General features: G+C 61.4%; 11 protein-coding genes. All 11 read right to left on the bottom strand.

Features of this window, described 5'->3' with window-relative positions; genetic code table 11:
- Positions 1-47: 47 nt before the first annotated feature.
- Complete coding sequence (locus BDE01S_RS04325) at positions 48-1,226, bottom strand: DegT/DnrJ/EryC1/StrS family aminotransferase (RefSeq protein WP_066077815.1); 1,179 nt, start codon at positions 1,224-1,226, stop codon at positions 48-50.
- Complete coding sequence (locus tag BDE01S_RS04320) at positions 1,220-1,921, bottom strand: HAD family hydrolase (RefSeq protein ID WP_245934278.1); 702 nt, start codon at positions 1,919-1,921, stop codon at positions 1,220-1,222. Before BDE01S_RS04320 ends, BDE01S_RS04325 begins: the two co-directional genes overlap by 7 nt.
- Positions 1,887-2,861 carry an ATP-grasp domain-containing protein gene (locus BDE01S_RS04315; RefSeq protein WP_066077812.1) on the bottom strand — a complete coding sequence of 325 codons (975 nt, stop codon included), beginning with the start codon at positions 2,859-2,861 and terminating at the stop codon, positions 1,887-1,889. The genes BDE01S_RS04320 and BDE01S_RS04315 overlap by 35 nt, the downstream gene beginning before the upstream one ends.
- On the bottom strand, positions 2,848-3,465 hold the full coding sequence (locus BDE01S_RS04310; RefSeq protein WP_066077810.1) for a sugar transferase: 618 nt from the start codon (positions 3,463-3,465) through the stop codon (positions 2,848-2,850). The genes BDE01S_RS04315 and BDE01S_RS04310 overlap by 14 nt, the downstream gene beginning before the upstream one ends.
- A complete protein-coding gene (locus BDE01S_RS04305) occupies positions 3,458-4,633 on the bottom strand; it encodes a glycosyltransferase (RefSeq protein ID WP_066077808.1) in 1,176 nt (391 codons plus the stop codon). Before BDE01S_RS04305 ends, BDE01S_RS04310 begins: the two co-directional genes overlap by 8 nt.
- A 12-nt stretch (positions 4,634-4,645) precedes the next feature.
- The gene (locus tag BDE01S_RS04300; RefSeq protein ID WP_066077806.1) at positions 4,646-5,716 is read right to left on the bottom strand and encodes a glycosyltransferase family 4 protein; all 1,071 of its coding nucleotides are present in this window, start codon (positions 5,714-5,716) and stop codon (positions 4,646-4,648) included.
- Positions 5,713-6,909 (bottom strand): glycosyltransferase, encoded by a 1,197-nt coding sequence (locus tag BDE01S_RS04295; protein WP_066077804.1) that lies wholly within the window; start codon positions 6,907-6,909, stop codon positions 5,713-5,715. Before BDE01S_RS04295 ends, BDE01S_RS04300 begins: the two co-directional genes overlap by 4 nt.
- A gap of 23 nt (positions 6,910-6,932) precedes the next feature.
- Positions 6,933-8,351 (bottom strand): lipopolysaccharide biosynthesis protein, encoded by a 1,419-nt coding sequence (locus BDE01S_RS04290; RefSeq protein ID WP_066077817.1) that lies wholly within the window; start codon positions 8,349-8,351, stop codon positions 6,933-6,935.
- A gap of 30 nt (positions 8,352-8,381) precedes the next feature.
- A complete protein-coding gene (locus BDE01S_RS04285) occupies positions 8,382-9,689 on the bottom strand; it encodes a nucleotide sugar dehydrogenase (RefSeq protein WP_066077802.1) in 1,308 nt (435 codons plus the stop codon).
- A 73-nt stretch (positions 9,690-9,762) separates the two neighbouring features.
- Positions 9,763-10,863, bottom strand: coding sequence for a bifunctional diaminohydroxyphosphoribosylaminopyrimidine deaminase/5-amino-6-(5-phosphoribosylamino)uracil reductase RibD (gene ribD / locus BDE01S_RS04280; protein WP_066077799.1), 1,101 nt, complete (start codon positions 10,861-10,863; stop codon positions 9,763-9,765).
- A 13-nt stretch (positions 10,864-10,876) separates the two neighbouring features.
- On the bottom strand, positions 10,877-11,341 hold the full coding sequence (gene nrdR / locus BDE01S_RS04275) for a transcriptional regulator NrdR (protein WP_066077797.1): 465 nt from the start codon (positions 11,339-11,341) through the stop codon (positions 10,877-10,879).
- Positions 11,342-11,489: the final 148 nt, after the last annotated feature.

Below are 11,489 nucleotides of genomic sequence, written 5' to 3'. Positions count from 1 at the left end.
GGCGCAGCAACGCCGTATCATGCTGTGTTCTTCGACGATATTGCGGATCAGGCGCGGCTTGCCTGCTGCAATACCGCTTCGATGTGCGTGCAGCAGAACGTGATTTCTTCGTCGGTAAGCGTCGGGTGCACCAGAAACATCAGCGAGGTGTCGCCCAGCGCCACGGCGTTTTTCAGACGGCTTTGCGGCCGCCAGGGGGTGTTGTCGAAGGCTTTTTCCAAATACACCTCCGAGCAGCTGCCCTGATAGCAGGGCACGCCGGCGGCATTGAGGGCTTCGGCGATGCGGTCGCGGCTCCAGCCTGCCGCCAAATATTCGGGGCGCACGAAAGCGTAAAATTTGTAATAAGCGTGGCCGCAGCCTTCGGGCGTTTCCGGCAGGCGGACGGCGGGGAAGCGGCTTAAAGTGTCGGCCAGACGCGCGGCGAGTGCGCGGCGGCGTGCCGTCCATTGCGGCATCCGTTTGAGCTGGATGCGGCCGATGGCGGCCTGCATTTCCGTCATGCGCCAGTTGGTGCCGAAACTTTCGTGCAGCCAGCGGAAGCCGGGCGCGTGTTCGCGGTGATACACGGCATCGTAGCTTTTGCCGTGGTCTTTATACGACCACATTTTTTCCCACAAAACGGGGTCGTTGGTGGTGACCATGCCGCCTTCGCCGCCGGTGCTCATGATTTTGTCTTGGCAAAACGACCAGGCGCCGATGTGGCCGATGGTGCCGACGGAGCGGCCTTTGTAGCTGGCGCCGTGGGCTTGGGCGCAATCTTCGATGACCCACAGATTGTGCGCTTCGGCCAGCGCCATAATCTCGTCCATTTCGGCGGGCATACCGGCCAGATGCACCACGATAACGGCTTTGGTGGCGGGCGTGAGCGCGGCGCGTATGGTGGCGGCGCTGAGGTTTTGGCTGTTTAAATCCACATCGGCAAACACGGGATTGGCGCCGGCGGTCACGATGCAGGATGCGGAAGCCAAAAACGTGCGCGGGGTCACAATCACATCATCGCCCGCGCCAATGCCCAATGCTTTCAGCGCCACATCCAGCGCCAGCGTGCCGTTGGCCAGCGCCACAGCGTAGCGGCTGCCGGTATAGGCGGCAAATTCCTGCTCGAATTCGCGGCATTCGTTGCCGGTCCAGTAGTTGACCTTGTTGGAGAGCAAAACGCGGGATACGGCTTCGGCTTCTTCGCTTGTGAAGCTCGGCCAGGGAGAAAGGCGGGTGTTCAGCATGGTCTGTCTAAAACCTCGTATAAATCGTGCAGGCTGTTTATCCACAGCTGCGGCAGGTATTCGGGTGCGACGGCCGACGGATCGCAGGTATGGATGTTGTCGGGGCGCGGGCGCAGGCCGACAGTCAGCCAGCCCTGGCGGTTGGGTGTCACAAAATCTTTTTTGATGTTGTCGCCGATATATATCCAGCGGCAGTCGGGGTAGCGGCTGCGGATGAAGTCGAAACGCGCCGGCGCGGGCTTGTCGCTGAAGCCGGCTTCGGAAATCAAGATATGCTCGAAGGCATTATCCAGCCCCAGAGCGGCCAGCTTCAGGCGCTGGGTGATGCTGCGGCCGTCTGAAATCAGGGCGCGCGCGGCAAACGGGCGGATCAGGTGCGCAAAGTCGGCGGCGGGCAGATAAGGGGTCAGCGTCGGGCGGTGCAGGCGGTAGGTCCACAGCAGCGACTGCCGCTCTGCATCATTCAGACGGCAGATGCGGCACAAATCGTCCAGCCAGTGAGCGCTTTTGGTATCAAGCGCGGCCAGCAGCGCGGCGGCATCATGTTGCGGATGAGTATCGGCCAGCAGGGTGCAGACGGCGCGGATGCCGGAGCATTTGTATTCGTATTCGGCGTAAAGCGTGTCGTCCAAATCGAACACAATGACACTTTCAGACGGCTTAATCATGGCCGCGCACCAGGATTTTGGCATCATAGCGCAACATCATCAGATTGTTTTCCCAGTTTTCTGTAAAGGCGATGTCTTCGCCGCCCAGATATTCCCGCATCAGCCAGCCCAAATAATTGCCGCCGGCCGCGTAGGTCAGCGGAAAGCCGCCGCCGAAGCGCGGATTGATTTCCACGCCGTAAAACTGCGTGCCGTCTTTGCGGCAGAAAAACTGCGCGGTCAGGCAGCCGCGCGCGCCGGGCACTACGGCCATTTTTTCCCGCAGCGCGGCATACAGGGCGCTTTTGCGTGTGATGCCTTTGCTCACTTCGCCGCTGCGGACTTCCAGCCGCTCGCGCGGGACGGCGCATTTCAGACGGCCTTGCCGGTCGTAATACATATCCACGGTAAATTCGGAAAATTCGTTTTCAATATCAATCAGTTGGCAAAACATCAGTTTTTCATCGGCCAGCATGTCCGCTGTCAGCTCGGCGGCGCTGCCGATGCGGCGGGCGCCGATGGCGCGGCTGCCGTCGTAAGGTTTGGCAAAGCAGGGAAAAGTCAGCTTGTCGCGCGGGTAAATCGCGGGCGACTCAATGCCGAAACCGGCAAACAGCGCGGCGGTCTGCCGTTTGTCGCGGCAGCGGGCAATCAAATCGGCATCGGATACGGCGATGTGGATGCCCGCTGCTTCAAAGCGGCTGCGGGCGGCGGCCAGCGCGGCCAGCTCGGTGTCTATGGTCGGGATAATCAGCCCGATGCGTTCCCGCTGCGCCAAATGCAGAATGCTGTCGGCGTAATCCGCGCTGCGGGCGGGTGGTGCGGCAAACGCGCCGTCGGCGGCATGGCAGGCGGAGGACAGCGCGGGGTTCAAATCGGCGGCGAAAACGCGGATGCCGTCTGAAAAACGGGCGGCTTCGCGTTGGCAGTCCTGCACCAGCTCGACGCGGCGGCCGGCGGACAAAATCAGAATATTAGGGTTCGTCATGGCGTTTGCTTCCTGTAAAAACCGGCATGGTGGCCTCGCCCGCTGCGGAAATGCCCTCCCTGACCCAGACTTTTTTCAGCGTCAGCAGCAGGATTTTCAAGTCGAGTAGCAGGCCGGCGTTGTCCACATACCATACGTCCAGCGCGAATTTTTCTTCCCACGAGAGCGCGTTGCGGCCGTTGACCTGCGCCCAGCCGGTGATGCCGGGGCGGACTTCGTGGCGGCGCGCCTGAAAGTCGTCGTAAAGCGGCAGATATTCGGGCAGCAGCGGGCGCGGGCCGACCAGGCTCATATCGCCTTTCAAGACGTTCCACAGCTCGGGCAGCTCGTCCAGGCTGGCGGCACGCAGCTTGCGGCCGAACGGGGTAAGCCGTTCGCCGTCGGGCAGGGGGCGGCCTCGGGCATCGACGGCATCGCGCATGGAGCGGAATTTCACCATATTAAACAGCCTGCCGTCTTTGCCCGGGCGCGTTTGCACGAATAAGACGGGTGCGCCGAGGTGTTTGCGTATCTGCCAGGCCAAAAGGGCGAATACCGGCAGCAGCAGCACCAGCAGGGCGGCGGATACGGTGATGTCGAACAGGCGTTTGAGCAGCTTATTCACGAGCAAGTCCTTCAATCAGTGAAACGATTTCCTGATACGCGATGTCGCGCTTAAACAGCCGCTCGATGGCAGCGCTGTCGGCGCGGCGGTGCGGCTGCCGCATCAGGCGGCGGGCGGCGGCGGCGAAACTGTCCGCATCGCCGGAGGTGTAGTGGGCATGGGGCAGCAGCGCAAGCAGGGCGGCAGCTTCGGGGTCGGTTTGGCTGTTTAACACCGGCTTTTGCAGCGCCATGTAATCGGACAGTTTGTTGGTGACCGACTGCATGGCATAAGCATGAATCGGGTTGACGGCGATGTCGCAGCCTTTGGCCACCGCCATCATGTCGGCATAGGGCAGATAGCCGTAAAAGCGAATGCCCGCATCGGCGTATGGCCGCAGCTTTTGCTCGTCGGGGCCGCCGCCGAGTACGTGCAGCTCGACCGCTTCGCCCTGAGCGCGCAGCAGGCGGATGCCGCGGCAGACGGTTTCCACATCATAGCTGAAGCTCAGCGTGCCGAGGTAGAAAAAACGGGTGGTGCCGTCGTCGGCAAAGCGGCGCTCGGGCGCGGCGGCCAGGCGGGGAAAGTCTGCGCCGATAAACACGGCTTTGCCCGGTGCATCGGGATTGGCTTCCCGTGCACGCGCCAGATAGGTTTGCGATACGGCCACCAACGCATCGGCGCTGCGGTAGGCGCGGTCGGCACGCTCGGCAAAAGGCAGCAGCCGGTGCGGAATTTTTTTGAGCAGCGGCACAACGGCGGAAAACGATTCCGGCCATACGTCCTGAATATCGATGACCAGCTTGTAACCCAGCCGTGCTTTGTGCCGCCCCAGCAGCAGGTTGGTGGCCATCAGCGGATAGGCGGAATAAACGACATCCCATTGCCCGGGCGTTTGCGCGGCCAGCCAGTGCTCAAAATGGCGCACGAATACGCGGTGGCTGCGTAAGCGGGCGAGGGAGACGTTGCGCGTGTAGCCGCTTTCGGGCAACAGCAGCACTTTCAGACGGCCTTGCGAGGCAGCGGCGGCGTCTTCAGGCCGTCTGAAAGATTTGTCGTAATGCTTGAAGCTGCTGGTGATGAGCAACACGTTGTGCGTGCGGGCGAGCAGCTCGGCCAAATACCAAAAGCGGTTGAAATGCGGCTCGGAAGGCAGCGAGCAGTAAGGAGCGACGATGACGATGTTCATTTTCAGACGGCCTTACATCGCGTATGCCGCCATGGTGGTACGGTAGATTTCGTCATCGGCGCAGAGTGCGGCCACATGGCGGTGCAGCGCTTCGCCCATTTGGCGGCGCAGCTCGGGCGATTGGACCAGGCGGGTGACGGCGGCGGCAAACTGCGCGTCGTCGCCGAAGGGAATGCAGAAGCCGGTTTCGCCGTTGACGACCATTTCGGAAATCCCCGCCATATCGTAGGTCACGACGGGAGTGTCGTACAGCCCTGCTTCGAGAATGTTGTTGCCGACGCCCGCGCCGTGGTCGCCGATGCAGTGCGGGGTGTTGACGAGAATATCGACTTCCGAAAAATAGGCGGTCAAATCGCGCACGCCGCCGAGAAAAGCGACTTTGCCGGCTATGCCCAAACGCTGCGCCTGTGCTTTTAAGTTGTCCATCTCTTCGCCGAGACCGGCGATGTTGAGGCGCACGGGCAGGCCGGCGTCGTCGAGTTTTTTGAAAATATCCAGCATCAGATGCACGGCGCGCACGTTGTCCAGGCGGGAGAGCGTGCCCAGCATTACATAATCCTTGGGCGTTTTGCGGGCGATGCCGTCGGGCTTGTGCAGGGCGTTGTAGGTGTAGGTGATGCGGAGCGCGGGGAAGCCGTAGCGGATGAGCTTCTGCTGCTCGTGGCGGCAGTTGCCGATGATGTACACGCCCAGCTTGTCAAACAGCTTGGCGATTTTCGGATAGGTTTCGGGGTCGAGGCCGCGCGCGTGGTAAAACACTTTGGCCGCGGGCGCAGCCAGCTTGGCGGCTACGGCGCAGGCGGGCACAATCCGCGCCATCTGGCAGTGGATGATGTCGGGGCGCTCTTTTTTGAGCATTTTGATGTAGGCGGCCATGCTTTTGAGATAACCGGCCATGCCGCCTCGGTAAAAGTCGATGGCATACCAGCGCATACCCGCCTGCCGCGCTTCTTCGAGCAGCGGGCCGTCTGAAGATGCCAAAATCACATCGTGGCCGCGGGCGGCGAGCAGGCGGCCGAGGCGGAAGGTGGCGTGTTCCGTGCCGCCCAATCCGGCCATGGAAGTGGTTAAAACGATTTTCATGGTGTGTTCCAATCTGAGCGGTGCGCCTCGAGGGCGCGCCGGTAAATAGTGTCTAAGCGTGCGGTGACAGCGCTTTCGCCGAATTCCGCCAGCGTTTGGCGGCGCAGTCTGTCGGCGGGGTAGTCGGCGCGGCGGTCGTAGAGTGTAATCATGGCGGCGGCGAGTGATTGCGGGTCGCCCGGCTCGGCCAGTAGACCGTTGTCGGAGCGGACGACGGATTCGGGGCCGCCGCAGCGCGTGGCGACGACGGGCAAACCTTGAGACAAGGCTTCAATCAACACCACGCCGAAGGTTTCGATGTGGCTGGACAAAGCAAAGGCATCGCTTTGCCGCATCAAGTCCAGCACCTGCGTATGCGCCAATGCGCCCAAAAAGCGGACATTTTCCTGCAGGGCGAGTTCGGCAGCCAGATTTTTCAGACGGCCTGCCTCGCCGCCGTCGCCGCCGATGTTCAGCCGCAGCTGCGGGCGTTGCGCTTGGGCCAGGGCAAAGGCGCGCAGCAGGACGTCGAAGCCTTTGTTGGGATTCAGGTGGGCCACCGCACAGAAGGTGAAAGGTTCGCCATCGCTTTTGATGCGGCGTTCGGGCAGACCGGCATCGGCTTGGAACGACGGCGCAAGCAGGTTGGGCAGATATTGCCAATCTAAGCCGTCAAACTCTTGCTGCAGCAGCCCGGCAAAGCTGCGGCTTACCGCCAGCCGCGCCGCCGCGCCCACCGCCGCCCGCTGCATATACGGACGCTGCCAGCCGCGTATCAGGCCGCGCGCGTAGGTGCTGCTGTGTTCGGTGATGACATAGGGAATGCCGTGTCGGGCGGCGATGTCGCAAGCCATGATGCCGCCCTGATTGATGCAGTGGGCGTGCAGCAAATCGGGCATACCGTGTGCCGCCACATAACGGGTAAACAGCTTGCGCCCCGCTTTCAGCCAAGCCCGATGCTCGGGCGGCAGGCGCGGGAAAAAGGCGGTATGGTGGTAGGTATAGGTCGGAATGCCGTCGTCCGAGCGCGTGCTGATGCCGTAGCGTCCGAACAATACGGGGCGGATGCCCTGCCGCAGCGAGCGGAAATGCCCGTTTATCACGCCGACTTGATGCCCCGCCCGCTGCAAAGCCTGCGCCTGCAAACGGAAAAAAATACCGTTTACATCGGCGGGCGATTGCGGATACCAAGACGGGATAATCAATATATGCATGGCGGGGTGGAGTAATAGGGTAGTCAGTTTTTCAGACGGCTTTTCAGCGTATCCGCCAGCGCGGCCAGGCGGTGGCGGCGGCGCAGGCACAGCGTCAGCAGCCAAACGCTCCATATCAGGGCAAACAGCGGATAAGTGGCGGGCGTGCCCCAAAACGTATAGCTCAGGCAAACGGCCAGGCAGAGCAGGGTGCGGCCGTACATTTTCCGGCGCGGCAGCGGCTGCCACACGCGCGAGGACAGCTCGGTTTTCAGCACGAAAAACAGCCAAAACGATACAGCGGTAGCCGCCGCCGCGCCTTTTGCGCCCAGAGTCGGCACAAACAGAAACAGCAGCAGGCAGTTGCAGGCCAGCGCGGCAAGCGATACCCAAGTCACCAGCCAGGTTTTGCGGACAACATTCAAGCCGATGCCGCTGACTTCGGTTAAGGTGTAGAGCAGCGGAAACAGCATACTGGAGAGCAGGATAAACTGCACCGGCGCGTATTGCGGCGGCAGCAGCCAAGCCGCCAGCGGCGAGAGCAGGCCGGTGAGGCAGAGCAGCGCCGCCATCAGGTCGGTCATATCCAGCGCAATCGGGTGGATTTTGTCGGTTTGCGCGTCGTTTTTCACCCATTCAAACACCATGGGCGCCCAAATGGTGGAAAACACGCTTTGAAACACCAACGCAACCGCGCCGAAATTGACGGCCATCGAATAAATGCCCAGCTCGGAAAGGCTGCTGCCGTATTTTAAGGCGAAGCGGTCGGCGGAGGTAAAGCCCCAATAGGCCAGATAGCCCAAAACCAGCGGCAGGCCGTAGCGCAGGCCGTCTGAAAACAGCGCGGGCTGCCAGCGTGCGGCGGCGGCCTGCGCGATGTCGCGGCGCGTTTGCAGCAGCAGAAACGCGGCACCGGGCAGCTGCGAAACCAGCAATACCGTCAGCAAAACCTGCGTGCCGGCCGGTATGCCGGAAAAAAAACACAGGCAAACCAACAGCAGCAAGACCAGCTTGGGCAGCAGCTGGCTCACGGAAAACCATAAAGCCCGCTCCTGCATCCGCAAAATCAGGCTGCCGTAGCGCATGGGCAGGCTGAGGGCGAAAAACAGGCCGAGCAGTATGCCCGCAGCAGCATCGGGCCAATCGAGCAGCAGGCCGGAGAGCTGCGGCGCGGCCAACAAGACCAGCGCCGCCAGCAGCGGCAGGCTGAGCAGCAGGGGCGCGGCGGCCAGTGATTTGAGCAGCGCCGCTTTGTCTGCTGCGGCATGGTATTCGCGGATATAGGCCTGATCCAGCCCCATGCCCAACAGCAGGAGCAGCAGGGCGGAGACGGTTTGCAGCATCACCATGCGGCCGATGTCTTCGGCAGGAAAATACCAGGACATCAGCGGCAGGGTCAGCAGCCCCAAAGCCGCGCTGCCGACGGGGCCGAGGGCATAGGCGGCGATTTTCTTGAGCGTCATCATTTTTCAGACGGCCTGCGGCGCGGCCAATCAGGCTTTAACGACATGGGGCGCGTCTTTGGGAAAGCGGCCGCGCGTATCGATAATCAGCTTGGCGTGTTGTGCAATCAGCGGGTAATCGAATTTGTCGTGATCGGTGGTGAGCACAACGCAGTCGAAGCCCGCGAGGTTTTCCGCCGTCAGCGGCTCGCTGGATAAATCGAAGCGGGTATGCCCGGGCAGATGGGGGAATACGGGCACGTGCGGGTCGGCATAGGCGATATCCGCCCCCAGCTTGGCCAGCCGCTCCATCACTTCCACCGACGGGCTTTCGCGCATGTCATCGACGTTTTTCTTGTAGGCGATGCCCAAAATCAGGATTTTGCTGTCTTTGACCGCGCGTTTGTGTGCATTCAGCGCCAGCGCGACTTTGCCGATGACGTAATCGGGCATGGCGGAATTGACTTCGCCCGCCAGCTCGATAAAGCGGGTGTTGACGCCGTATTCGCGCGCTTTCCAAGTCAGGTAAAACGGGTCGATGGGAATGCAGTGGCCGCCCAGGCCGGGGCCGGGGTAATAGGGGACGAAACCGAAAGGCTTGGTGGCGGCGGCATCGATGACTTCGTGAATGTCGATGCCCATTTTGTCGGCCACAATCTTCATTTCGTTGACCAGGCCGATATTGACGGCGCGGTGGATGTTTTCCAGCAGCTTGGTCAGCTCGGCGGCTTTGGTGGAACTGACGGGCACGACGCGGTCGATGGCGGGCTGGTACAGGGCGATGCCGGCCTCCAAACAGGCGGGCGTGTGGCCGCCGATGACTTTGGGAATGGTGCGGGTTTCAAAATTCGGGTTGCCCGGGTCTTCGCGCTCCGGCGAATACACCAGAAAAATATCCTGCCCGGCTTTCAGGCCGCGGGCTTCGATGCGCGGCAGCAGCTCTTCTTCGGTTGTGCCCGGATAGGTGGTGGATTCCAGCGAAACCACCTGCCCGGCGCGTAAGTAGGGGGCGACGGCTTCGGTGGTGCTGACGACATAGCTCATATCCGGCTCGCGGTATTTGTTGAGCGGGGTCGGCACGCACAAAATCACCGCATCTGCTTCGCCGATGCGGGCAAAATCGTCGGTGGCTTCAAATAATCCGGCACGGGCGGCGGCGATTTTGGCAGCGGGAATGTGCTCGATATAGCTCTCGCCACGGTTGAGACGCGCGACTTTTTCCCGGTCGATGTCGAAACCCAATACCTTAAAGCCGATGTCGGTATAGCGCAGCATCAGGGGCAGGCCGACGTAGCCCAGGCCGACGATGGCGATGGTGGCGGTGCGGTCGGCGAATTTTTGTATGGTGGTGTTTTTCATGGTGTGTGTCGTAAAAGAGAAGCCGGGTAGGGCTGCATTGTACGCTGTTTTTCAGACGGCTTACAGCGGCATATCAGGCGCGGCGCAGCGTCCATTTGATGTCGCTGCCCACGGTTTCCAGCGCGGCCGTGTGCCAGCGGGCATTGGTGTGCAGGGCGTCGGGCTGCTCGGGCAGGTCAAACAGCGGGCGGCCGGGGTTGCCCAGGATTTTCGGCGATTGGTACAGCACGATTTCGTCGGCCAGATCGGCGGCGAGAAAGGCCGATGCCAGCGTTGCACCGGCTTCGACCATTACTTCGCCCAAGCCCGCTTCGGCCAGCAGGCGGAGCAGGTCGGCCAGGTCTATGCGGCCGGCCGGATTTTCAGACGGCCTGATGATGCGGATATGCCTGTGTTGCAGATAGGGTTGCAGGCGATCGGGGTCGCTCACCAGCGTGGCGATGACGGTGGGGCTGCCGCCGTCGCGTACCAGGTGGCAGTCGGGCGGGGTTTGCAGACGGCTGTCCAATACCACGCGGACGGGTTGGCGCAGCGTGGGCAGGGTGCGGACGTTGAGACGCGGGTTATCGGCCAGCACCGTGCCGATGCCGGTCAGCACCGCGCAGCTTTCGGCGCGCAGGATTTGCACGTCTTGGCGGGCGGCTTCGGCGGTAATCCATTGGCTGCGGCCGTCTGAAAGTGCGGTTTTGCCGTCGAGGCTGGCGGCGCATTTCAGGCGGACATAGGGGCGGCCGCGTTCGATGCGCGATAAAAAGCCGCGGTTGAGCGCGCGCGCTTCGTCTTCGAGCAGACCGCTTTGGGTGATGATGCCGGCATTGTGCAGCATGGCCAGCCCTTTGCCGGCCACCAGCGGGTTGGGGTCGGTCATGGCGGCGACCACGCGGCCGACTTTGGCCTTAATCAGGGCTTCGGCGCAGGGCGGCGTGCGGCCGTAGTGGCTGCACGGCTCGAGGGTAACATAGGCGGTGGCGCCTTCTGCCGCCTCACCGGCCTGGCGCAGGGCGTGTACTTCGGCATGAGGCTCGCCCGCCCTGACGTGGAAGCCTTGTCCGACAATCTGGCTGCCGCGTGCAATCACGCAGCCGACGCGCGGGTTGGGGGACGTGGAAAAACGCCCTTGCCGGGCGAGGCGGAGGGCGTTTTGCATCATCAGGATGTCGTTGTCGTCAAACATTTCAGACGGCCTTTTATGAATCGGTTTGCGCTTGCGGCAGGGTGGCAATCGCTTGGGTGAATTCGGAAACGTCGTTAAAGCTTTTATAGACGGAGGCAAAGCGGACATATGCCACTTGGTCGATTTTGGCCAGTTCTTCCATGGCCATTTCGCCGACGAGCTTGGAGGGGATTTCTTTCTGGCCGAGCTGGTAGAGGCGCAATTCGATTAAGGCCACGGTTTCTTCGATTTTTTCGGGCGAAATCGGGCGTTTGTGCAGGGCGCGAATCAGGCTGGTGTGGAGCTTGTGCGCGTTGAAAGGCATGCGTACGCCGTTGCTTTTGACAACCTGCGGCATCCGCATTTCTACCGTTTCAAAAGTGCTGAAACGCTGGCCGCAGGAAGGGCAGCGGCGGCGGCGGCGGACGCTGTTGACGTCTTCCAGCTGGCGCGAGTCAGTGACTTGGGTGTTGCTGCTTTGGCAGAAAGGGCATTTCATGGATGAAAATCAAACAAGGTATAAAAAAACATTCTAACTGATACGGGAATATAGTCAAATATAGTCGGAGAGTAAATTCTGATACAAGACGGTGAGTCGCAGACAGTACAAGTATGGGTCGGCGGACTTGCTGTTTCAGCAGCTTAGT

Origin of the sequence: Bergeriella denitrificans NBRC 102155, from assembly GCF_001592185.1 — a bacterium.
In the GTDB taxonomy this organism is placed as follows: domain Bacteria; phylum Pseudomonadota; class Gammaproteobacteria; order Burkholderiales; family Neisseriaceae; genus Neisseria; species Neisseria denitrificans.
The sequence above is the reverse complement of the archived record's forward strand: the minus strand, read 5'-3'. Positions and strand labels throughout refer to the sequence as shown.

Excerpts from the sequence above, each read along its gene's own strand:
- BDE01S_RS04290 (WP_066077817.1), bottom strand. The coding sequence starts at position 8,351 with ATGACGCTCAAGAAAATCGCCGCCTATGCCCTCGGCCCCGTCGGCAGC.
- BDE01S_RS04300 (WP_066077806.1), bottom strand. The coding sequence starts at position 5,716 with ATGAAAATCGTTTTAACCACTTCCATGGCCGGATTGGGCGGCACGGAA.
- BDE01S_RS04285 (WP_066077802.1), bottom strand. The coding sequence starts at position 9,689 with ATGAAAAACACCACCATACAAAAATTCGCCGACCGCACCGCCACCATC.
- BDE01S_RS04315 (WP_066077812.1), bottom strand. The coding sequence starts at position 2,861 with ATGACGAACCCTAATATTCTGATTTTGTCCGCCGGCCGCCGCGTCGAG.
- nrdR (WP_066077797.1), bottom strand. The coding sequence starts at position 11,341 with ATGAAATGCCCTTTCTGCCAAAGCAGCAACACCCAAGTCACTGACTCG.
- BDE01S_RS04325 (WP_066077815.1), bottom strand. The coding sequence starts at position 1,226 with ATGCTGAACACCCGCCTTTCTCCCTGGCCGAGCTTCACAAGCGAAGAA.
- BDE01S_RS04305 (WP_066077808.1), bottom strand. The coding sequence starts at position 4,633 with ATGAACATCGTCATCGTCGCTCCTTACTGCTCGCTGCCTTCCGAGCCG.
- BDE01S_RS04320 (WP_245934278.1), bottom strand. The coding sequence starts at position 1,921 with ATGATGCCAAAATCCTGGTGCGCGGCCATGATTAAGCCGTCTGAAAGT.
- BDE01S_RS04295 (WP_066077804.1), bottom strand. The coding sequence starts at position 6,909 with ATGCATATATTGATTATCCCGTCTTGGTATCCGCAATCGCCCGCCGAT.
- ribD (WP_066077799.1), bottom strand. The coding sequence starts at position 10,863 with ATGTTTGACGACAACGACATCCTGATGATGCAAAACGCCCTCCGCCTC.